Origin of the sequence: Chitinophaga vietnamensis, assembly GCF_902167635.1 — a bacterium.
Taxonomy (GTDB): domain Bacteria; phylum Bacteroidota; class Bacteroidia; order Chitinophagales; family Chitinophagaceae; genus Chitinophaga; species Chitinophaga vietnamensis.
This window is the reverse complement of record NZ_CABHMS010000006.1, coordinates 481,126-504,330: the sequence shown is the minus strand read 5'-3', so window position 1 is coordinate 504,330 and position 23,205 is coordinate 481,126. Positions and strand designations below refer to the sequence as shown.

General features: G+C 49.9%; 18 protein-coding genes. 10 read left to right on the top strand and 8 right to left on the bottom strand.

Annotated elements, in window-relative coordinates; all coding sequences use genetic code 11:
- Window positions 1-69: 69 nt before the first annotated feature.
- Entirely contained in the window at window positions 70-318 is a 249-nt protein-coding gene (locus tag FPG75_RS18695) for a hypothetical protein (RefSeq protein ID WP_143308766.1), read from the bottom strand.
- A 352-nt stretch (window positions 319-670) separates the two neighbouring features.
- Here FPG75_RS18695 and FPG75_RS18690 point away from each other — a divergent pair, with 352 nt between their 5' ends.
- The gene (locus tag FPG75_RS18690; protein WP_143308764.1) at window positions 671-1,774 is read left to right on the top strand and encodes a glycosyltransferase; all 1,104 of its coding nucleotides are present in this window, start codon (window positions 671-673) and stop codon (window positions 1,772-1,774) included.
- A 65-nt stretch (window positions 1,775-1,839) separates the two neighbouring features.
- Here the strand turns inward: FPG75_RS18690 and FPG75_RS18685 are convergent, their stop codons facing one another.
- Complete coding sequence (locus FPG75_RS18685; RefSeq protein ID WP_143308762.1) at window positions 1,840-2,169, bottom strand: arsenate reductase family protein; 330 nt, start codon at window positions 2,167-2,169, stop codon at window positions 1,840-1,842.
- Between the two features lie 92 nt (window positions 2,170-2,261).
- On the opposite strand from FPG75_RS18685, the gene polA reads away from it, so the two are divergent.
- From polA to FPG75_RS18670, 3 genes are all read left to right on the top strand, one after another.
- Entirely contained in the window at window positions 2,262-5,099 is a 2,838-nt protein-coding gene (gene polA / locus FPG75_RS18680; protein WP_143308760.1) for a DNA polymerase I, read from the top strand.
- Between the two features lie 129 nt (window positions 5,100-5,228).
- A complete protein-coding gene (locus FPG75_RS18675; protein ID WP_143308758.1) occupies window positions 5,229-5,753 on the top strand; it encodes a GNAT family N-acetyltransferase in 525 nt (174 codons plus the stop codon).
- A gap of 120 nt (window positions 5,754-5,873) precedes the next feature.
- On the top strand, window positions 5,874-7,019 hold the full coding sequence (locus FPG75_RS18670; protein WP_143308755.1) for a C1 family peptidase: 1,146 nt from the start codon (window positions 5,874-5,876) through the stop codon (window positions 7,017-7,019).
- 406 nt (window positions 7,020-7,425) lie between these two features.
- Here the strand turns inward: FPG75_RS18670 and FPG75_RS18665 are convergent, their stop codons facing one another.
- The gene (locus FPG75_RS18665) at window positions 7,426-8,043 is read right to left on the bottom strand and encodes an L-threonylcarbamoyladenylate synthase (protein ID WP_143308753.1); all 618 of its coding nucleotides are present in this window, start codon (window positions 8,041-8,043) and stop codon (window positions 7,426-7,428) included.
- 80 nt (window positions 8,044-8,123) lie between these two features.
- On the opposite strand from FPG75_RS18665, the gene mtgA reads away from it, so the two are divergent.
- Window positions 8,124-8,840, top strand: a complete 717-nt coding sequence (gene mtgA / locus FPG75_RS18660) for a monofunctional biosynthetic peptidoglycan transglycosylase (RefSeq protein WP_143308751.1) — start codon at window positions 8,124-8,126, stop codon at window positions 8,838-8,840.
- Here mtgA and FPG75_RS18655 read toward each other — a convergent pair whose 3' ends face one another.
- The 4 genes from FPG75_RS18655 to FPG75_RS18640 all read right to left on the bottom strand — a co-directional run bounded on the left by FPG75_RS18655 (window position 8,841) and on the right by FPG75_RS18640 (window position 12,424).
- Window positions 8,841-9,359: an AAA family ATPase gene (locus FPG75_RS18655; RefSeq protein ID WP_143308749.1), complete on the bottom strand. Its 519-nt coding sequence runs from the start codon at window positions 9,357-9,359 to the stop codon at window positions 8,841-8,843.
- Window positions 9,356-9,982 (bottom strand): nicotinamide riboside transporter PnuC, encoded by a 627-nt coding sequence (pnuC, locus tag FPG75_RS18650; protein ID WP_143308747.1) that lies wholly within the window; start codon window positions 9,980-9,982, stop codon window positions 9,356-9,358. Before pnuC ends, FPG75_RS18655 begins: the two co-directional genes overlap by 4 nt.
- A gap of 75 nt (window positions 9,983-10,057) precedes the next feature.
- A complete protein-coding gene (locus FPG75_RS18645) occupies window positions 10,058-11,746 on the bottom strand; it encodes a PNGase F N-terminal domain-containing protein (protein ID WP_143308745.1) in 1,689 nt (562 codons plus the stop codon).
- Between the two features lie 81 nt (window positions 11,747-11,827).
- Entirely contained in the window at window positions 11,828-12,424 is a 597-nt protein-coding gene (locus FPG75_RS18640; RefSeq protein ID WP_143308743.1) for a NifU family protein, read from the bottom strand.
- A gap of 155 nt (window positions 12,425-12,579) precedes the next feature.
- Here FPG75_RS18640 and FPG75_RS18635 point away from each other — a divergent pair, with 155 nt between their 5' ends.
- The 4 genes from FPG75_RS18635 to FPG75_RS18620 all read left to right on the top strand — a co-directional run bounded on the left by FPG75_RS18635 (window position 12,580) and on the right by FPG75_RS18620 (window position 17,167).
- Entirely contained in the window at window positions 12,580-13,095 is a 516-nt protein-coding gene (locus tag FPG75_RS18635) for a ferritin (RefSeq protein WP_143308741.1), read from the top strand.
- Between the two features lie 50 nt (window positions 13,096-13,145).
- The gene (locus FPG75_RS18630; protein WP_201747985.1) at window positions 13,146-13,595 is read left to right on the top strand and encodes a methylglyoxal synthase; all 450 of its coding nucleotides are present in this window, start codon (window positions 13,146-13,148) and stop codon (window positions 13,593-13,595) included.
- Between the two features lie 57 nt (window positions 13,596-13,652).
- Window positions 13,653-15,494 (top strand): mechanosensitive ion channel family protein, encoded by a 1,842-nt coding sequence (locus FPG75_RS18625; protein WP_143308737.1) that lies wholly within the window; start codon window positions 13,653-13,655, stop codon window positions 15,492-15,494.
- Window positions 15,495-15,667: 173 nt separating this feature from the next.
- Complete coding sequence (locus tag FPG75_RS18620; RefSeq protein WP_236652836.1) at window positions 15,668-17,167, top strand: glycoside hydrolase family 10 protein; 1,500 nt, start codon at window positions 15,668-15,670, stop codon at window positions 17,165-17,167.
- 6 nt (window positions 17,168-17,173) lie between these two features.
- Here FPG75_RS18620 and FPG75_RS18615 read toward each other — a convergent pair whose 3' ends face one another.
- Window positions 17,174-18,310: a hypothetical protein gene (locus FPG75_RS18615; RefSeq protein WP_143308733.1), complete on the bottom strand. Its 1,137-nt coding sequence runs from the start codon at window positions 18,308-18,310 to the stop codon at window positions 17,174-17,176.
- Window positions 18,311-18,618: 308 nt separating this feature from the next.
- On the opposite strand from FPG75_RS18615, the gene gltB reads away from it, so the two are divergent.
- Window positions 18,619-23,142: a glutamate synthase large subunit gene (gene gltB / locus FPG75_RS18610; protein WP_143308731.1), complete on the top strand. Its 4,524-nt coding sequence runs from the start codon at window positions 18,619-18,621 to the stop codon at window positions 23,140-23,142.
- Window positions 23,143-23,205: the final 63 nt, after the last annotated feature.

Below are 23,205 nucleotides of genomic sequence, written 5' to 3'. Positions count from 1 at the left end.
AAAAAGCACAGCAAAAACACTAAAGCAGCGGGATAGAGCTACCGGGAATTGTTTACGGGTGTGCAGCTACTAGTTCTTGTGAATAATAAATTCAAAAGGCTTGTGCGCCTTGCGGGCAATGGCTTTTTCCAGCGACGAACGTTTGCTGGTAATCCTGCTTTTGTTGCAATCAGCTACTTCCATAACAGCACAGAGATAATCCATCGTTTCGATCAACGATAACATCTCACTAATCTGCCTTACTGCGGATTGAATTTGCTGCTCAGTGTACCTATCTTCATGTAGCAGGATTAATAAATCTCTATCTACAGGTTTCATGAAAAAAATTTTGACTGTTCCCCGAAAAAAATTGTTAATTGGTAAAGGTGATCACGGGATAATACAAAAAAGATAAGGTTAAAACGTTAATCGTTGCTGCTGTGACAGAATGAGTGTTCCTTAGTGCATTCGCTTTTTGTTCAAGGTGGGGCAACCGCAATCATTTTTCTTGAAAACCTTGCAACCCTCCATTACCAAACATCCGCAGAGAAGAAAGACTACCACCCATTTGATCTTATTCATACAAAGTTTAAATATACTGATCCTTAAATATTTCCTGTCTTAGAGTTTACCGTTTCTTAACAATGCCCATTTGTAAATTAAGCTAAATTCGCAAAAAAATAGAAATTATTTGTCCACAATCCTTTCTCGCAAAAAAATTCTTGTAGTACCGTTGGATTGGGGCCTGGGACATGCCACCAGGGACATTCCGCTGATACATGAAATGCTAAACGCCGGTTGCGAAGTTTTTATTGCTGCCGAAGGCAAACACGCCGCACTTTTGCAGCAGGAATTTCCACAGATCACCATCCTCCCGCTTCCCGGATACCGCATCCAGTACGCTCAAAAGGGTAAATTCTTCGGAATGAAGATCATACAACAAATTCCAAAAATTTACCGGACGGTGAAGTATGAACAGCGATGGCTCCGCAAAACTGTAGATCAGTATAAAATTGATGCGGTGATCTCCGACAACCGTTTCGGACTGTACCACAAGCGCATCCCTACCGTTTTCATCACGCACCAGCTCCTTATCAAAACCCCCTTTGGTGGCTGGATTGAGCGTACCCTGCAAAAGATCAACTACCGTTTCATCCGCCGCTATACCGCCTGCTGGATTCCTGACTACGCAGATAATAACAATTTATCGGGCGAGCTGGCTCATCCGGCAACATTGCCGCCGCATACTACCTACATCGGCTGCCTGAGCCGCTTTGAGCCCAAGGCCGATGTTGCCAAAAAATACGATCTGCTCGTACTCATCTCCGGTCCTGAGCCGCAACGCTCCAACCTCGAGAAAATGGTGCTCGACCAGATCAAGTCCTTGCCGCTTACAGCCTTGATTGTCAGCGGAAAACCCGGCACACCGCTCAACGAGCAGGTGGCGCCCGGCGTAACACAGGTCAACCATCTCAACGCCACCCAGCTCAACGAAGCCATGCTGGCCTCGGATATGGTATTAAGCCGCTCGGGCTATACCACCCTGATGGACCTTGTGAAACTGAATAAAAAAGCCATCCTCATTCCCACTCCCGGACAATCAGAACAGGTGTACCTCGGGGAATACCTGATGGAAAAAGGATATTTCTATTCCCTGTCGCAGGAAGCGTTCAACCTGAAAGCCGCACTGGATGCAGCCGCCAGCTTTCCGTTCCGCTCCTTCCAACACGACCAGGATATGAACCAGTATAAAGAGGTGGTGAGGAAATTTGTGGGAAATTTAGGAATTTCTTGATTTAGGGATTTACGGATTTAAATCAAAAAATTCGTAAATCCGTAAATTCCTAAATCAACAAATCCCTAAATTCCCCTTGTTTCGGCCCCGATAAAGATCTTTCCATCTACAATGGCTACCGGGCGTTTCAGAAAAGTGTATTCCTGTAATATCAGATCGTGATAATCTTTTTCCGTCAGCACTTTTTCATGGAGGCCCATCGGGCGGTATTGCTGCGACCTGCGGCTGAACAACGCTTCGTAGCTGCCTGCCAGCTGTTTCATTTCTTTCAGCTGGGCATCGGTGATCTTGTCTTTCTTGATATCCTGTAATTCAAAACCACGTTGCACCGCCTTCGTTTCTTCCAATATTTTCTTGCAGGTGCTGCACGTGGAGAGATAATAGATCTTTTTCATGTCATTCTTTTTCGGACCCAAATTTACAGCGCGGACGTTTGAATCCTCCATCTTAATTTTGTACATTCAAATTAATTCTCGTAGGTTTAGCGATGCAAAAGAAATTATTTTTATTAGATGCCATGGCACTGATTTACAGAGCATATTATGCCCTGATCAGGAATCCGCGCATCACCAGCACCGGCCGCAATACCAATGCGCAATTCGGGTTCACCACTACATTACTTGATCTCATCAATAAAGAAAAGCCCACTCACCTCGCCGTTGCGTTTGACACGCACGCGCCTACCGAGCGGCATACCACCTTCACCGATTATAAAGCTAACCGCGAAGATGCCCCGGAAGACATCATCGATGCCATCCCGGATATCAAACGCATCATCGAAGGTTTCAATATTCCCGTAGTGGAACTGGACGGCTATGAGGCAGATGATGTGATCGGCACCCTCGCCTGGCAAGCCGCTGATGCGGGTTATACCGTGTACATGGTTACCCCTGATAAAGACTATGGCCAGCTGGTAAGGGATAATGTATTCATCTACAAACCTCCCTATGCCGGCAGCAAAGAAGAGATCATGGGGCCGAAAGAAGTATGCGATAAATGGCAGATCAAAGAGGTGAAACAAGTGATCGATATCCTCGGCCTGATGGGTGACGCCGTAGATAATATCCCCGGTATTGCCGGTATTGGAGAAAAAACCGCCATGAAACTGCTGGCGCAATACGACACCCTGGAAAATGTGCTGGATAATGCCGACGCCATCGGTGGCAAGATGGGAGAGAAGATCAAGGCCGGCCGTGAAAACGCGCTGCTGTCGAAAGAACTGGCCACCATCATCACCAATGTGCCCGTTACTTTCCATGAAGAAGATTTCTGTTTGAAAGAAGGCAATAAAGATGGTCTCGCCGAAGTATTCACGGAACTTGAATTTAAAACGCTCGGCAAAAGAATATTGGGAGAAGGCTTCGGTGGCGCCGCCACCACGGAACCCGCGCCAGCGCCGAAAAGCAAGAAAACCGTACAGCCTGATCTTTTCAGCGCAGCCACAGAAACAGCCGCAGAAGAGCCTTCCGGGGAACCCGCCGCAGAAGAAAGCGCCGCCAATTTCCTGCAACCGGAAAAAAATATACACAATACGCCACACACCTATCATATCGCCGATACGCCGGAGAAAAGGACCGCACTGGTGCAGCAACTGTTGCAACAACCGGAAATTTCTTTCGATACCGAAACTACCGGCAAAGACCCTAACGACGCGGATATCGTAGGCATGAGCTTCGCCTGGAAAGCGGGAGAGGCCTACTATGTGCCCATGCCGGCAGACAGAGATGCCGCCATCGCAGTGCTCAATGAATTTAAACCGGTGTTCGACAAAGAAACTACGCTCTTCATTGGTCAGAATATCAAATACGATATGATCATCCTGAAGTGGTATGGCTTTGAGATCAAAGGCGTCATCTTCGATACCATGCTGGCCCACTACCTCATTGAGCCGGAAGGCAGGCGCAGCATGGATTACCTCAGCGCGCAATTCCTGCAATATGAACCGGTGCACATCGAATCGCTGATCGGCAAGGGCAAGAACCAGCTGAGCATGCGTGATGTAGAAGTGGAAAGAGTGGCCGAATACGCCGCAGAAGATGCAGACGTTACCCTGCAACTGAAAGAGAAATTCCTCCCCTTGCTGCCACAGAAAAAAGTAGAGAAAGTACTTTACGAAATAGAGAACCCGCTCACCAAAGTGCTGACGGACATGGAGTACGAAGGCATTGCGCTGGATATCAAAGCGCTGGCCGACTATTCCCGCGAGCTGGATATCGAGATAAAACGGGCAGAGGAAAGCGTATACGAGCAGGCGGGCGTGAGGTTCAAACTCGCGTCGCCCAAGCAACTCGGCGAAGTGCTGTTCGAAAAACTACAGCTTGATCCAAAGGCCAAAAAAACACGTACCGGCCAGTATGCCACTGGCGAAGATGTGTTGCAGAAGCTCTCCAACAAGCACCAGATCGTGGAGGATATCCTCATCTTCCGCGAGCTGAGCAAACTGAAATCCACCTACGTAGATGCGTTACCGTTAATGATCAACAAGCGCACCAACCGCGTACATACCTCTTATAACCAGGCAGTGGCCGTAACGGGCCGCCTCAGCTCCAATAACCCGAACCTGCAGAATATCCCCATCCGTACCGACAGGGGCCGCGAAGTGCGCAAGGCTTTTGTGCCGCGCAATGAAGAATATGTGCTGCTGTCGGCCGACTACTCCCAGATAGAGCTGCGCATCATCGCCGCCATCAGTGGCGACGAACAGATGATCGCCGCCTTCCGCGACGGAATCGATATCCATGCCGCTACCGCCGCAAAAGTGTACAATGTACCCCTGGATGCCGTTACGTCAGATATGCGCCGTAATGCCAAGAGCGTGAACTTTGGCATCATTTATGGCGTTAGCGCGTTCGGTTTGTCAGAAAACCTGGGAATACCCAGGAGTGAGGCGAAAACGCTGATCGACAATTATTTTGCCCAGTATCCATCTATCAAAAAATATATGGAAGACCAGGTGAAATCTGCGCAGCATAACGGGTACGTACAAACGATGCTGGGCCGCAAACGCTGGCTGAAGGATATCAATTCCTCCAACGCTGTGGTGCGCGGCTTTGCCGAACGAAATGCGATCAATATGCCGATCCAGGGCACCGCCGCAGACATGATCAAACTGGCCATGATTGCGATACACAAGGAGTTCAAGGCAAGAAACCTCCGCTCCAGAATGTTACTGCAGGTGCATGATGAATTGGTGTTTGATGCCCATCGCTCAGAACTTGAACTGATAAAACCCCTGATATTGGATTGCATGCGGAATGCATTACCGCTCGCCGTTCCCGTTGAAGCTGAGATGGGAACCGGCAATAACTGGCTAGAAGCACATTAAATGATTTACGGATTTGAGGATTTATTGATTTATTGATTTAAGGAACATCAAATCCTCAAATCAATAAATCCTCAAATCCGTAATCCGTAAATTCATAAATCTGTAAATCCCATTTACTAGTTTCAAAACATGATCCAGACTCCTCGCCTGCAATTGTTACCTTGCTCGCTACAGTATTTTGAATCACTATTACAGGGCAATGATGTATTGGCAGATCTGCTGGGCATCAGCGTTCCCGATGGCTGGACAGAATACCCCGAAATGGTGCTTGTGGCGTACGACAAACTAAGGAATGACCCATCTTTACTGGGATGGTTCTTTTACCTGGTGATACACCGGGACGACAAGCAGCTGATCGGCGCCGGTGGCTTCAAAGGCCGCCCCGATGCACATGGCCTCGTGGAGATGGGCTATGAGATCAGCCCCGATTACCGCGAAAAAGGCCTCGGCTCCGAAATGGCGCGCGCCCTCATCCGCTTCGCCTTCGGCCATTCCTACGTAAATCGCGTCATCGCCCATACAGAAGAAGAATACAACGCCTCCGTTAAAGTACTGCAAAAAGCAGGGATGCACTTTGTTGGCCCGGTAAAGAACATTGAAAATGAGGAACTCTGGGAGTGGGAGATCACCCGCGACCAGTATAATGGTGAATAATCGAAATATATCCTGGAACCCACGGCTGTAGCAAGCTTCCGTTCATACAACTTTTCGAGCGCATAATACCCGCTTTCCCTTATTTTTGGTGCTTGTTTTAAAATCTTATAGTTATACACCATGAAGAAATGGATATTGTGCGCAGCAACGCTGTACAGTGCCGCTGCATTCGCTCAAAGCAACACCAACGTGGAAGGTAGCCACTACCAGTTCACCACCATTAAGAACCTGGACGCCGGCGATGTGCAGAACCAAGGCCGCACCGGCACCTGCTGGTCTTTCTCTGGCCTCTCCTTCTTTGAGTCTGAACTGCTGCGTAACGGAAAAGGCCAGGGCCTTAACCTCAGCGAAATGTTTGTGGTACGTAAGATGTATCCGCTGAAAGCTGCCAACTACGTACGTATGCATGGCAAAGCCAATTTCGGCGAAGGCGGCGGCTTCCCCGACGACCTGCTCTGCCTGCGCGAATATGGCCTCGTTCCGCAAAGCGTTTACGATGGCAACCGCGTAAAAACCTACAACCATGCTGAAATGGAAAGCGTGCTCGAAGGCATGACCAAAACCATCGCCGAGGCGCAAGGCACGATCAACCCCGACTGGAAAAAGGCCGTGGATGGCGTTCTCAATGCCTATATGGGCGATGCGCCGGAGAAATTCCAGTATAACGGTAAGTCATACACGCCGCAATCTTTCGCCAAAGAACTGGGCCTCAATGCCGACGATTACGTACTGCTCTCTTCTTTCACCCACCATCCTTACTACCAGCCATTTGTGCTGGAAGTGCCGGACAACTGGAACTGGGAAAGGGTTTATAACGTGCCCTTGAACGATTTCACCAACATCGCTGAAAATGCGATCCTAAACGGCTACACCATCGCATGGGCCGCCGACGTGAGCGAAAAAACCTTCAACTTCAAAGAAGGCCTCGCCATCGTTCCGGAAAAAGACTGGGCCGATATGTCTGCCGAAGAAAAGAAAAACCTCTTCCTCGAGCCAGGTAAAGAAAAAACCATCACCCCCGAAATGCGCCAGCTCGCCTTCGATAATTTCGAAACACAGGATGATCATGGTATGCACATCGTAGGACTGGCGAAAGACCAGAACGGTAACAAGTACTTCCGGGTGAAAAACTCATGGGGTACCGATAACTTCGACAAAGGCTACTTCTATGCCTCTGTTCCTTACTTCGCTTACAAAACCACCTGCATCATGGTGAACAAAAAAGCAATCCCCGCTGATATTGCGAAGAAACTGGGTATTAAATAAAGATTTCCTGAATACAAAAAGGCTCCTCCCGCGACGCGGAGAGGAGCCTTTATATTTTGTTGCCGTCGTCAAATAAATAAATTTGACTTCGTCAGATATTTTTATGAAAAAGGGCCACCATCAATGCTTTCCTTCAAGTTGTTGGGTATATGAGTAATTCCCAAGGCGGACCTTAACGGGTACGCCTGTACGTTTTTGCCAGCTCCATTCCTTTTTGCAAAAGAAACCGAAATATTGATGGTAGTAAAAGTCAGGGGCAAGCGCCGGGACAGGCGGCGGTGTTGCCATTACCGCTTTGTTCACAGGCAACAGGTGCACCGGTTTCAAATGGAAGCTCTGCGCCCGGATAATTCCGGGGATCAAACAACAACCGATCATCCACCAGCATTTCATCATTATAAATATATCAGGTGATCGCTTCATAACTACCGATGCCTTCACGCACCAGCTCGGGCGCATCGCCGGTACAGTCCACCACCGTGGAAAAGCCCGTTCCGCCTGGTCCTCCGTCAATTACAATATCTACCAGTTTACCGAACTTCTCATAAATCATCTCGGGATCGGTATATTCTTCTACGTAATGGTCGGTAGGCAATGTAGTACTGATGAGCGGGTTGCCGAGTTCCTTTACAATGGTGCGGCAGATATTATTATCCGGCACCCTGATACCCACCGTATCCCGCTTGGTTTTGAGCAGCTTGGGCACCTGGCGGCTGGCCGGCAGAATAAACGTATATGGCCCCGGTAATGCTTTTTTCAACATGCGGAATACAGGCGTATCCACGCTCTTCGCATAATCCGACAGATGGCTGAGGTCATAGCAGATAAAAGAAAAGTGTGATTTCTTCAGGTCCACCTGCTTGATCCGCGCTATTTTTTCAATGGCTTTGTGCTGCGTAATATCGCAGCCCAAGCCGTACACGGTGTCTGTTGGATAAATGATCAGGCCTCCATCTCTCAGGCAGTCTACGATCGTCTTCAGGTGTCTTGGATTCGGGTTATCCGGATGTACTTGCAGCAACATAAGCCTGGATTTTAGAATTCCGAATTACAAATTACGAATATCTTCCTACCTTTCCGCCCGATTTTTCTAAACCTACGCGGATGAAATTAAAAGGCATTGTTCCCAGAACGTGGAGGAGATTGAGGAGGGTACTACTGGTTCTATTTGTCGCACAATTTATTTACATCATCATATTAAGATGGGTGAATCCGCCCATCACACTCACCGAAATCGGCAGCTGGTTCAGCCTTTGGGGCACCGACAAAAAACTGCAAAAGGCCTGGGCGAACTACGACGAGATTTCACAACACGCTAAACTGGCTGTAATTGCCAGTGAAGACCAACTGTTCACCGATCACGACGGATTTGATTTCAAGTCGATAGAAAAAGCGATGAAACACAACCAGCAGAGCAAGAAGATCCGCGGGGCCAGCACCATCAGTCAACAGGTAGCTAAAAACGTATTTCTCTGGCAGGGCAGAAGCTGGGTCCGTAAAGGGCTGGAAGTGTATTTTACTTTTATGATCGAGAAGATCTGGGGGAAACAACGCATACTGGAAGTATACCTCAATGTAGCGCAAACGGGCGATGGCATCTTCGGCTTCGAGTCCGCTGCGCAGGCCTATTACAACAAGAGCGCCGCCAGCCTTAACCGCGAAGAAGCAGCGATGATAACGGCCTGTCTGCCCAATCCTGTGAAATATACGGTGAATCCGCCGGCGCGCATCACCAGTTATCGCCAGCGTCATATCCTGGTACAGATGCGCAACATTGCGCCTGATCCGGATATTGCCGATCTTGTCACCGGTCGTAAATAATTATGCTAACAACTGCTGTACAGCGGCCACGGCAAGGGCTTCCCGCCGGACATAGTCTCCGCGTATCTCCACAAAAGGCGCCCCGGATTGCGTCACAATATCTTTGTAGATATTGTAAAAATATTGCCGCATCTCAGGATCGGGGTATTCGCGCTGTGGGTCTTCTTCCCAGGGTAAGTCAATATAGGTAAGAAGGTAAAGGTCGCATTGCTGCCGCGCGATCTGGTCGAGTATCTGTGCATCGCAATCGCCATATTTATGTTCGCTCCATACTTTGATCACATATAGATCCGTATCGCAGATGAGCAGGTCTTTCGCTTTCTTTTTTTGTTCCTCTTCCAGCAAAAGCTGTCCTGTGGCTATTTTCAGGAGGTCGTGCTGTTCGTAGGGCCTTTGCAGCTGATCGATATATTCGCGCGCAAACTCAGGGGTCCACACGGTATGGAAGTGTGTGGCCAGTCTTTCACTGAGTGTACTTTTGCCTGTAGATTCAGGCCCGATAACTACTACTTTTTTCATGGATGCGCTATTTCTCTTGCAGCCGCTTCTTTTCTCCAGCTGATAAATCCGTATATCGCAATGATAAACAAAAAGATGGTAAGCAAGGCGGTAAGATAAAGTTGTTTATAGAATAACAACGGAATAGCCACGAGGTTGGAGATGTTGAGCAATATCCAGTTTTCCACTTTTCGTTTAGCCAGCAGCCACATGCCCGCGCAGGCGGTGGCAGATACGAAGGCATCCATCACCGGCACATTGGAATCTGAAAAATAATGCAACAGTACGTAGAAGATGCCCCAGCCTGCCAGCGCGATGAATACCGCTGTCAGCAACTCTTTCCGGCTGCTGTGAGATACCACTACATCCTCCTGGTGGTTCCTGTCTTTATGCAGCCAGTGGATCCAGCCATACACGCTCATCACCAGGTAATAGGCATTGAGAGTGGCGTCTGCATATAGTTTGAAGTGTTCACGCGACAACAGGTAAGTGTAAATGCCGGTGCTGATGATCCCCGTGGGATATACGAGGATATTATTTTGTTTCTGGAAGATGACAGACAATACTGCAAACAGTACTGCAACGGCTTCCAGCCAGGTCATTGTGTGTAATCCATTCAGGATGCCCTGGTAGATATCGTTCATAGCGATCAGAAATGTTAGGCGAAAGTAAATCATTACAAATTATGCCACATGTGTGGGCATAATTTGTAATGAATATTATTCTCCGATGAGCGTTCCGGAAACGTTCCAGAAGCTCTGGCTGCTGCCTTCCGGTTTCCCTTGCGGGATGGCCACTTTGAAGGTATGCAGGCCCGGCGTAATATCAGGCAGCGAGATGTATACCGGCCCGGTGAGGGTGCCGGGGCACCAGTTGGAACGGCTCAGATCTGAAGAGGAGAGGCCGTTGCCAAAATTGCCGGAAGCCGGGTTAGACAAGCGGTACGTGGCACAATCCGTACGCCATGGAATGAAATGATACACCCGCTTTCCATCAACAAAGATCTCGTTCTGTTTCGGGTTGAACTCATCGCCGCCGCCCCAGCCGCCATGGCCGGTGGTGATGTAACGCAGCTGTACATGTTTCAGGCCAGCCGGGATGTTCACCGTAACGGTAAGCGAGTCGTTATCGAACAGGGTCGCATATTCCTGGCCGGCCATTTCCATCACATTGGTCGTATTGAAAATAGGCTGCACCCAGGTAGGAGTCGGACGGTCTTCGTCATCTTTATCACCGGGATAATATTTGAAGTCGAGGCTTACTTTATGGCCGCCTTTGTCGTAGTTGCCGATATACACGCCGATCCATACTTCGCCCTGGAGGCGGCTTTGCAGCTCGGAGACATCCTGTTTATACACAACGGAGTCTGCCCAGTGGTAGCCTTTGATCTTTACCTGGTTATTGAACTGGCGCACACCGAAGGGCGTGAAGAAGCGCATGATTTCCAGTGTAGGCAGATAATTATCGGTAGCTGCCATGCCCTGGTATTTTTTCCCGTTGGCGGCGGTGAATAACGGTAACGCCCCTACGCCGTTTTGCAGGCCATGGAGGAAAGATAGGGGCTTGTCTGTTGGTATCATGAATACGGAGCCGGTGCGGTCATACGCATCGCCATTGGAATATTGTACCAGCTCGGCGAAGAGGGTACGGCCTTTTTCCGGTGCGGGCAGTTTTACTTTTTTCAGTATCACGGTACCGCCGGCATAGCGGTAGGTAATGTTGGGCTGGTCTGCAGCGGGGTTAGGCGTTTTATTATCCCAGCTGATCTGTTCCTCGCGGAAGATGGGCAGCGTGGTATAGCGGCTGTCGATCACTGCGCGGAGGTAGGCCGCATCATCCACCTGCTGGCCGGTATTGGCGGGCCATGCCAGCTCCCTGGGCTGGATAGCGCGGTAGGTGATCTTTTGTGCGATGGTTTCGCTATTGCCGTTACGGACGGTTTTTAATACCAGTCCGAGGCCGGGTGCGATGTTAATGTTAGGAGTGCCTCTCAATGCGGTGGCGGTGGTGTACCACACTTCGATGGTGTTGGAGCGGATAAACAGTTTTGCTTTTTTGCAGGGGAAGCCGAGGATGGTGGCGGTATCCGGCAGTAATTCCGCAGTGGCATATTCCGCGAAGGGCTTACGGAGCGTATATACGTCACCGTTAGGGAGAGCGAGCACTTGCAGGCTCACTTTTTCATCCAGTTGAAGGTATTGCTGTTCTTTCTGTGCGGGGCCGCCGGGAGCGAGATGTGCCCTGCCGTGGTCTATCAGCAACTGAAGGCTGTTGCCGGGAATATCTTTTCCATTGCTGCGGAAGCCGTAGGTGATCACGGCGGAAGCGCTGTCTGTGCGCTGCTGCTGCGCCAGCACCGGCTGTGTGGCGATGGCCAGGCCGGTGATCCAAACTAAAAATCCTTTCATGTTCTTTTATTTATCCACAATAAAAAAGCACAGCCAAAAGACTGTGCTTTCATTTAACACTATCATTCACTCAACTATGGCTTATTCTGCTTCTGCCACTACTTCTTTCACTTCGGGGATCATGCGCTTCATCATGCCTTCGATGCCAGCTTTCAGCGTGATCATAGAAGAGGGGCAGCCTGAGCAGGAACCCTGTAACATCAGTTTCACCGTACCATCGTGGTAGTCCTTGAACTGAATGGCGCCGCCATCCATTTCTACGGCCGGTTTCACATAGTTTTCCAGTAGTTCCTTGATACGTTTCACCACGTCGCTGTCGTCTGCGCTAACTTCGTTGCTGGCAGTGGATTTGGTAACCACTACTTCGTCTTCGTTGATAACAGGGCGGTTATCTTCCAGGTATTCCTTCAGGAAGGCTTTTACCGTGGGGATGATATCATTCCAGTCGGTTTCGCTGGTTTTGGTGAGCGTAATAAAGTTCGCCATGATGAAAACGCCCCTGATGAACGGGAAGCTGAAAAGCTCCATCGCCAAAGGAGAAGGTTTTGCACTGGCTTCATCCGGGAAATCGATGCTTTTGCCAGGATAGAGGAGCTTGTTGGCCACAAACTTCATCGTTTCCGGGTTCGGCGTCATTTCCGTATATATGCTGATGATTGGATTTCCTGTTTTAATCATTTTATCCTAATTTACCGCACAAAGGTAACGCTTTCCGGGCAGATTTTAGTAATGCCCACCTTTGATTTCCCATCGAATTTTACAATAATCTTATAGGTAGAAACGATACTCCCGCTCTCTGCCTTGTTATCTCCACCACATTAAAATCTATCGTCATGTTATTGAAAGAACTCTCGCCCAAAATTGAAAAGGCACTGAACCAGCAAGTGGAAATGGAAGCGTCTTCTTCCCAATATTATCTCGCGATGGCCTCCTGGTCGGAAGTACAGGGCTATAACGGCATAGCGCAGTTCCTGTACCGCCATTCCGATGAAGAGCGCATTCACATGCTCAAGCTCATCAAATTCATCAACGAACGTGGCGGCCATGGCCTGGTTCCAGCCCTCAAAGAGCCTGCTGTCAAGTTCAAGAACATCAACGCCATCTTTGAGCAGGTGTTTGAACATGAACTGGCCGTATCCAGGGAGATCAATAACCTCGTAGATATGGCGCTGCACGAAAAAGATTATGCCACGCACAATTTCCTGCAATGGTATGTGACCGAGCAGATCGAGGAAGAAAGAATGGCCCGGCATATCCTCGACAAACTGAAACTGATCGGGGAAGATAAAGGCGGGCTCTATATCTTCGACCGCGACCTGTCCACACTCGACACCGCCGATAAACATTAAAATAAATCAGCATTCAATTATTTCGATCAGCGTGTTACTTTTGTATCTGTATGACAGTAAAAATCCTGAAAGCACGCAAGCGTATCGCGCTGATCGCACACGACCACAAAAAGGCCGAACTGATCGAATGGGCCATCTACAACAAAACGGTGCTGGCCCGTCATGAGCTATACGCCACCGGCACCACCGGCAAGCTGATCGAAGAAGCGCTCGATGTTTCTGTACGCAAACTGCTGAGTGGCCCGCTGGGCGGCGATCAGCAGATAGGCGCGCTCGTTGCAGAAGGCGCCCTCGACGTGATCATCTTCTTCTGGGACCCCATGGAAGCATTGCCCCACGATCCTGATATCAAAGCATTGCTGCGACTCGGCGTAGTATGGAACATCCCGGTGGCCTGCAACCGCGCCTCCGCAGATTTCCTGCTCACCTCACCACTGATGCACCAGGACTATGAGGTGATCCTGCCAGACTATTCCCAATATCTCGGCAGAAAGGTATAACCCTGCTCCCGATTGAACTTTGCGGCTTTTTACGTACTTTAAACGAAAGCTACGTGAATGAGAATTGCTATTTTCCTGTTTACCTTCCTTGCTGGCTTTGCCGCTACCAGCATGGCCCAGACCGACACCAGTAAAGCCGCGCGCAATGCAGCCGATACGCAACTGGTGATCACCACCCGCTACCTCCGCGAAAATGATTCCCTGCTCAAAGCCTCCGAAGCAGAAAAACAAGCGCTGTTGCAACAGATATCCTCACTGAAAAGCAACAACGATCAGAAAAAGCAGGAACTGATAGATAAATTGGTTAACGTAGAAAAAACCGACTCTGTCAAAAAAGCACAGCAACTGCAACGCATCAAGGACCTGAAAGCCACGCACAGCGGCATTCCTGTGGCGCCCTTCGGCGATACCCTCTTCTTCGTATACAACAAGATCGGCCCCATGCTGCCCAGCGAAAGAGCACGTAACATCGAGAAAAAACTCTCGCAGCTGGAAAACGATCCCTTCTTCTCCGCAGATTCCATCTCTATCTCTCCCAATGAAGATAATCTTGATGTTACCTATGGCGATCTTATCCTCTTCACCATCACCGATGACGACGCGCTGTGGCTCAACCTCGATAAAAAGCAGGTGGCGGAAAATTATACCGCCATCGTGAAAAAGGCCATCCTGCAAGCGAAAGAAGAGAACAGCCTGCAACATATACTGGTGCGCGTGGGCCTGCTGCTATTGATCGTGCTGGTTTTCGGCGTGATCGTATGGCTGATCAACCGGCTTTTTAAACGCTTGATCAATAAGATCGTGAAGCGAAAAGATCATTATTTCAAAGGCGTGAAAGTGAAGGAATACGCCTTGCTGAACCAGCAAAAGCAGATCAGTATTGCCTTCAGCGTGCTGAGGGTATTGCGCATCGTGCTGATATTGTTCGTCTTCTATATCACATTGCCGCTGGTATTCAGCATCTTCCCCTGGACCAAAGGCATTGCCGACCGCCTCATCGCCTGGACACTGGCGCCCGTGAAAGCCTTGCTGGCAGGGCTTTTACATTATCTCCCAAAATTACTCACCATCATCGTAGTATACCTGATCACCCGTTACCTGGTCAAGTTTGTGAACTATCTCGCAGGGGAGATCTCTTCCGGCAATCTCACCGTAAAAGGCTTCTATGCAGACTGGGCGCAGCCTACAGCCAGCGGTATCAAATTTCTGCTGTATGCCTTTATGTTCGTGGTGATCTTTCCTTATCTGCCAGGCTCTGATTCAAAAATATTCCAGGGCGTATCGGTATTCCTCGGCATTCTCTTTTCGCTCGGCTCATCTTCCGCCATATCCAATGTGGTAGCGGGTTTCGTGATCACTTACATGCGGCCCTTCAAGATCGGGGACCGTATTAAAATTGGAGAAATTACAGGAGACGTAATTGAAAAAACGCTGCTGGTAACGCGTATCCGCACCACGAAAAACGAAGAGATCACGGTGCCCAATGCCAGTGTGCTCAACGGCCATACGATCAATTTCACCTCATCAAGCCAGGAGCTGGGGCTGATCCTGCATACCACCGTCACGATCGGCTATGATGTGCCCTGGAAGCAGGTACACGAACTGCTGATCAATGCCGCACTGGCTACAGACGGGATTTTGAAAGATAAAGCGCCGTTCGTACTGCAAACCAGCCTGAATGATTTCAGCGTGGCCTACGAGATCAATGCCTATACTGATCAGCCAGGGCGCATGTCTGGTATTTACTCGCTACTGCATCAAAGCATTCAGGATCATTTTAATGAGGCTGGCGTAGAGATCATGTCGCCGCATTACAATGCCATGCGCGACGGAAATGCATCTACTATTCCTGCGCAATACCGCAAGCCTGGCGGGTTTCAGACAAACAAGGAAGGGTAGGCCATTCTGGAAACAATTAACACACTTTTTCCTTGATAAAGTACTCCATCTTTATCACAATCAAATATTTGTGCTTTCATCAGCGCCGGTTTTTGCTATTTTCGCATTTTACGGTTTAATTCAGGTAGATGTTGAAGCAAATATTAGCAGGTGCGATTTTTTTGTCAGGCTTAATGCAACAGGCATGGGCGCAATTACCGCCCAAACGTGAACTACGGGCGGTTTGGGTAGCCACCGTGGAAAATATCGACTGGCCATCCAGGCGCGGGCTCAGTACCGAACAGCAGCAACAGGAGTTCATCGCATTGCTGAACGAGCAACAACGCAATGGCATGAATGCAGTGATCGTGCAGGTACGCCCTGCCACCGATGCTTTCTATGCTTCGCCTTATGAACCATGGTCAGAATACCTTACCGGCGTACAAGGGCAGGCGCCCTACCCATATTATGACCCGCTGCAATTTATGGTAGAGGAAACCCACAAGCGTGGCATGGAGTTTCATGCCTGGTTCAATCCTTACCGTGCCGTATTCAACACCAGCCGCAGCAGCATCGCACCCAATCATATCACCCGCCTGAAACCGCAGTGGTTCCTCACTTACGACGGTAAGAAATATTTTGATCCCGGCGTGCCCGAAGTGCGCGAATATGTGACCTCCGTTATCCGCGACGTGGTAAAACGATATGATATCGACGCCGTTCATTTCGATGACTACTTCTATCCGTATCCTGTGCCAGGAAAGGATTTCCCTGATAATACTTCCTACCGTCTCTATGGCGGCAACAGGATGAAAGATGATTGGCGCCGCAGCAATGTGGATGCTATCATCAAAATGCTCAGCGCCGCCATCAAGGCGGAAAAGCCCTGGGTGAAGTTTGGTGTAAGTCCTTTTGGCGTTTGGCGCAACCGCGATAAAGATCCTGATGGTTCGTATACCCGTGGCAGTTTGGCCAACTACGACGACCTCTATGCAGATATCTTAAAATGGCTGAAGAATGGCTGGATAGACTATGTAGCGCCGCAGCTGTATTGGGAACGCGGCCACCGCCTCGCCGATTTTGAAGTGTTGTTGAACTGGTGGAGCCAGCATGGATATGGCCGCCAGGTGTATATCGGGCATGGCGTTTATCGCATCGGCAGCAATGCAGCCTGGAAAAATCCGATGGAGCTGCCCCGCCAGATCGAAGAAGTACGCACCCTCAATACCTTACAGGGTAGTATCTTTTACAGTGCGGCTTCTTTCAGGAGCAACCCGCTGGGTATTGAAGATACGCTGCGTCGGCATCTTTATAAATATCCAGCCCTGCGCCCTGTAATGCCCTGGCTGCCTAATACAGCGCCCGAGGCGCCTTATTTTGTGGATGCCTTCGAACGCCCCGGCGGATTGGAAATACATTGGGCCGATGATGATACCAGCGGACATACTAAACAGTATGTGCTCTATCGTTTCGAGCAAAATGAAGTCATCAACCTCACCGATCCTACCAAGATCATTGCCATATTGCAGCAGTCGCCCGACCCTGAATACAAAGATGCTGCTTATATCAAAGGCCGCAACTACACGTATGTAGTAACGGCGCTGGATCGTTTGCAGAATGAAAGTCTGGCCGGAGAGCCGCTGCGGACGAGGATCAAAGGTAACAAGACAACATTTATTTTCGAGCCGGAGTGATGCTGTTTAAAATATCAGTTCACCGGTTTCGATATCGATGGCAGTAGCTTCCGGGCGTTGGTCCAGTTGCGGAAAGGCGTCTGTATAATAGATCTTTACGGTGCTGTTGCCACGTGGTCCGCTGCTGGTGGCAGTACCAGCCATAGCGCCAGCTATCGCACCGCCAATGGCGCCACCAGCTACGCCGGCAAGCAACATCTGGTTATTCCGCTGTTTGCTGGCTTCGATATAATTGGAAATGACGAAACCATTGGCTGTTCTCTCCAGCGGGATGAAGTTACCCGCTACATGCGCATATATCTCTCCATCTTTCACTACGCCCCAAAAAGCTTCTTTCTCTGTGAGCAGGCCATCGGCGCCGTTTACAGACACGCTGAAATTGCGTTTCCCTTTTTTCAGTTCAAATAAGCGGTAAGATGGTTTATTGTCCAGAAACTCTTTGAAGGTGAGGTACACGCCATTGTTGAGCGTAGTGTCTTTTAGTGCCGGCGCCTGATAACGTTGCTGATGTTTAGCAATGATAGCATCATACGAGAGCGTTGAACCGCTTGACTGTGGCGCTTTTGCAAGCGTAGTGTCAAACAGGTGCTGGAAAGCGTTAGCGATATTGGTTTTGTGTTTGTGGGTAACATCCAGGCCGCCTACCATGCGCACATCGTCGAAACTGGTTACCTGCCTGTATGCTGTGCCATCGGTGGAAGCGTAAGCTGTTGCTTTCAGGCGGATGAAGGCTTTCTCGCTCATGCCGCCGGTTCGCTCCCCGATGCGCAGGTCCTCTACAATCCATAGCAGGCGGGCGCCTTCAGGCGTATAGAGATTACCGTAGGCTTTATTCACAAAATCCTGCAGCCAGGTCGCAGCCGCTCCGTCGGGCACGGCGGCCGCTTTGCGGTTACCCATGCCTACCTGTAAATAGCCCAGATGAGCCGTATCCCAGGCGAGGTTCACCACTTCAATAGCGGCGATCTTGAAGGCGGGCTTGTTGTCCGAAAACCCAGGATTGTCGCTCAGTTTGATCTTTTTACTTTTCACAGCGGCTTTCTCCGGCGCTTTTTCGTCGGTCGGGTATTGAGCAAGTACAGTGTCTGTATATAATAATACAGACAGCAGGAAGATCATGCGGGTAAGATATTTTACAGGCATAGCAGATTGAATATAGGCGTTGGCGTTAGTATGCAAAGCAAGCACATTCCCTGGAAATCACAAAATACGAGGGGATACTGGTATTATTTTATCCCCAATTTGCCCTGTGGCGGGTCCGTTCTTCTATAAAATCTAACAAAACAACACTCTTTTTTCAATTTTTCTAAATTTTATGCATATAACAATAGTTTGTATAAAAAATACCGCATTCCTTTAGTATCTTTAAACCGTTCCCGAATTATATCGTACACCATCACCAACGGCGCAAGTCATTGGGGGAAGTGTGCCAAGAAAAAAATCTAAACCAAATGGATGAAGTGAAGCAAACGCAAGGTTTATACCGTCCTGAGTTCGAGCATGATGCCTGCGGAACAGGATTTACCGCTCATATCAAGGGGCGTAAATCCCACCATATTATTCGCGATGCGCTGACCATGTTGGAAAACATGGAACACCGTGGCGCCTGTGGCTGCGAACAGAACACAGGAGATGGTGCTGGTATCCTGTTTCAGACACCTCATGAATTTTTATACGACGAATGCCTGAAGGTCGGCATTCGCCTGCCCGAGTTTGGAAAATACGGTGTGGGAATGGTGTTCTTTCCTAAAGAGCCCCGCTGGCGCGAAGAGTGCCGCGAAATATTCCAGCGCAGCGCAGAAAAGCTGGGCCTGGAGATCCTGGGTTACCGCAAAGTGCCGGTACGCCCCGATGGCATTGGTGAAAGCGCCCTTTCAGTAGAACCCGAGATTGAACAGGTATTCATCGCCTGTCCTTATTCTATCAGCGATCCTGAGCTCTTTGAGCGCAAGCTGTTCGTACTGCGTAACTATGTTTCCAAAACAGTACGCAATACAGTACCTAAAGAAAAGTCGCTGTTCTATATCGCCTCTCTTTCTTATAAAACAATTGTATATAAAGGTCAGCTGACCACTTACCAGGTCCGTCATTATTATCCGGACCTCAGTGATGAGAAAATGGTTTCCGCCTTTGCCCTCATTCACTCCCGTTTTGCAACCAACACATTCCCAAGCTGGCGCCTGGCGCACCCTTACAGGTACATCGCGCATAATGGTGAAATTAACACGCTCAAGGGTAACCTCAACTGGCTGCGTGCCGGGGAGCGCGACTTTATGTCTAAATATTTCACGCCGGAAGAAATGGACATGCTGCTGCCTATTGTAGAAGAAGGTCAGTCCGATTCCGCCAGCCTGGACAATGTTATCGAACTGCTCACCATGACCGGCCGTTCGCTGCCGCATGTGATGATGATGCTCATCCCTGAAGCCTGGGATGGCAATGAAGATATGGACCCGGTGAAGAAAGCATTTTACGAATATCATGCTTCCCTGATGGAGCCATGGGACGGCCCCGCATCCATCTCCTTCACCGATGGTAAAATCATCGGCGCCACCCTGGACCGTAACGGGTTACGCCCCAGCCGCTTCGTGGTAACAAAAGACGATCGTGTGATCATGGCCTCTGAAGCCGGCGTATTACCGATCGATCCTAAAAATGTAAAAGAAAAAGGACGCCTGCAGCCGGGTAAAATGTTCATCGTGGATATGGAACAGGGACGCATCGTAGGCGATGAAGAACTGAAACAACAGATCTGCTCCCAGCAACCTTACGGCGAATGGCTGAATAAATACAAGATACGACTGGAAGAACTGCCTGAACCAAGAGTCACTTTCACTCACCTGGAACATGATCAGATCTTCAAATACCAGCGCGCTTTCGGCTACAGCACTGAAGACCTGGATACTATCATCGCGCCAATGGCCATTGACGGCAAAGAGCCGGTGGGCTCCATGGGCACCGATGCTCCGCTGGCCGTGCTGAGCAATCAGCCGCAGCATCTCAGCAGCTATTTCAAACAGCTGTTTGCACAGGTAACCAATCCGCCTATCGATCCTATCAGGGAAAGACTGGTGATGTCGCTGGCAACATTCGTGGGTAACAATGGTAACCTGCTCGACGAAGATCCGCTGCACTGCCATGGTCTGGCGCTTCGTCACCCGATCCTCAACAACTACGAACTGGAAAAAATACGCAGTATCGATACCGGTATCTTCCAGGCCAAAACATTGCAGACCTATTTCAAAGCTGACGGCAAACCCGGCTCTATTGAAAAAGGCCTTGCCCGCCTGTGCCGCTATGCGGTAGATGCGGTAGAAGATGGTTTTGAAGTGATCATCCTTTCCGACCGTGCCATCGATTCTGAACATGCTGCTATTCCCTCTATCCTCGCGGCTTCCGCCGTACATCACCACCTGATCCGCAAAGGATACCGCGGCCAGGTAGGCCTGATCGTGGAAGCAGGAGATGTGTGGGAAGTGCATCACTTTGCCTGTCTGCTCGGATTTGGCGCTACCGCCATCAATCCATACCTCGCGCTCAGCACCATCCGCGATATGAAGCTGGGTGGCAAACTGGATACCGACCAGGATGTGGACAAGTTGAAGAAAAATTATGTGAAAGCCGTATGCGACGGCCTGTTGAAGGTATTTTCAAAAATGGGTATCTCCACCCTGCAATCTTACCAGGGAGCGCAGATTTTTGAAATACTGGGTATCAACCAACAGGTGGTGGATAAATATTTCACCGGCGCCGTGTCCCGTATCCAGGGCCTTTCGCTGGATGATATCGCCCGCGAAACACTCGCCAAGCACTGGATGGGCTATGGCCGCAAAGAAACGCCGGTACAGCGTCTTACAGAAGGCGGCGTATACCAGTGGAAACGCAAAGGCGAATTTCACCTGTTCAATCCAACTACGATCCATCTGTTGCAATACGCCACCCGCATGGGCGATTACAGCGTATTCAAAAAATATTCTAAAGCGGTGAACGAGCAGGCCGAAAAAGCCTGCACACTGCGGAGCCTCTTTTCGTTTAAGCGTAACCGTGCTTCCATCTCTATCGACGAAGTTGAATCGGCTGCCAGCATTCTGAAACGCTTTGCTACCGGCGCGATGAGCTTTGGCTCTATCTCACACGAGGCGCACTCCACCCTGGCAATCGCTATGAACCGCATCGGCGCGAAAAGCAATACCGGTGAAGGGGGAGAAGATGAACTGCGCTATGAGCAGCTGCCCAACGGCGACTCGATGCGTTCTGCCATCAAGCAGGTGGCCAGCGCACGTTTCGGCGTAACAAGCTACTACCTCACCAACGCAGACGAATTACAGATCAAAATGGCGCAGGGCGCCAAGCCCGGAGAGGGCGGACAGCTGCCCGGCCACAAAGTGGACGACTGGATCGCGAAAGTAAGACACTCCACTCCCGGAGTGGGCCTGATCTCTCCGCCGCCGCACCACGATATCTATTCTATCGAAGACCTTGCACAGCTGATCTTCGATCTGAAAAATGCCAACCGTGCCGCACGTATCAGCGTAAAACTGGTATCTAAAGCGGGCGTAGGCACTATCGCTGCCGGCGTGGCCAAAGCGCATGCAGACGTAGTGCTGGTATCCGGCTTCGATGGCGGTACCGGCGCATCTCCCATCAGCTCTATCAAACACGCAGGGCTGCCCTGGGAACTCGGTCTTGCCGAAACACACCAGACGCTGGTACGCAATAAACTCCGTAGCAGGGTAGTGCTGCAAACTGATGGCCAGCTGAAAACAGGCCGCGACATTGCCATCGCCACACTGCTCGGTGCAGAAGAATGGGGCGTAGCCACCGCCGCACTGGTAACAGAAGGTTGTATCATGATGCGCAAATGCCATGTGAACACCTGCCCCGTAGGCGTGGCCACACAAGATCCTGAACTGCGCAAACGCTTCACCGGCGATGCACAGCACGTAGTGAACCTCTTCCACTACCTCGTGGAAGAACTCCGCGAGATCATGGCCGACCTGGGCTTCCGCACCGTCAACGAAATGGTTGGACAAGTAGATTGCCTGCAAGTACGCGATGGCATCACCAACTGGAAAGCGCAGAAGCTCGACCTCTCTCCGATATTATTCCAGGACCCTGCTGGCGCTGAAACAGGCCAGTACAAACTGGAAGAACAGGATCATGGCCTGGCAGAAGTGCTCGACTGGCAGCTGCTGAAAGCTGCGCAACCCGCGCTGGAAAAGAAAACGCGCGTGTTCCAGCAGTTCCCGGTTAAAAATACAGACCGCACTATCGGTACTATTCTTTCTAACGAAATATCGAAGAAATACCAGAGCGCCGGATTACCGGAAGATACCCTTCATTTCAAGTTTGTAGGTTCTGCCGGACAGAGCTTCGGCGCCTTCGCCACCAAAGGGCTTACACTGGAGCTGGAAGGAGAGGCCAACGACTACTTCGGTAAGGGCTTGTCTGGCGCCAAACTGATCCTCTATCCGCCAGGCGAGGCCGGTTTCAAGGCAGAAGAAAATATCATCGCGGGCAACGTTTGTTTTTATGGCGCTACCTCCGGCGAGGCTTACATCCGTGGGAAAGCGGGCGAGCGCTTCTGTGTGCGCAACTCCGGCGCCACCATCGTTGCGGAAGGCGTGGGCGACCACGGCTGTGAATACATGACCGGCGGCCGTGCGGTGATCCTCGGCGAAACAGGCCGCAACTTCGGCGCGGGCATGAGCGGCGGCATCGCCTATGTGTACGACGTAAAAGGCACTTTCGTGAATCATGCCAACCGCGATATGATCGACCTCGATCCATTGGATCAGGAAGATGTAAGCACGTTGCAGGACCTGATCACTAAACATCACGCCTATACGAATAGTACCGTAGCCAAGTTTATCCTGAAAGACTGGGAAAACCAGCTGCGACACTTTGTGAAAGTATTCCCGAAAGAATACAAGGCCGTGTTGAAGTCTGGCAAAGTGCAGAAAATAAATTTATGATTGATGAATTTTTGAATGGCTTGATTTGAAGATCATCTCCTCAAATCCAAAAATTCGAAAATC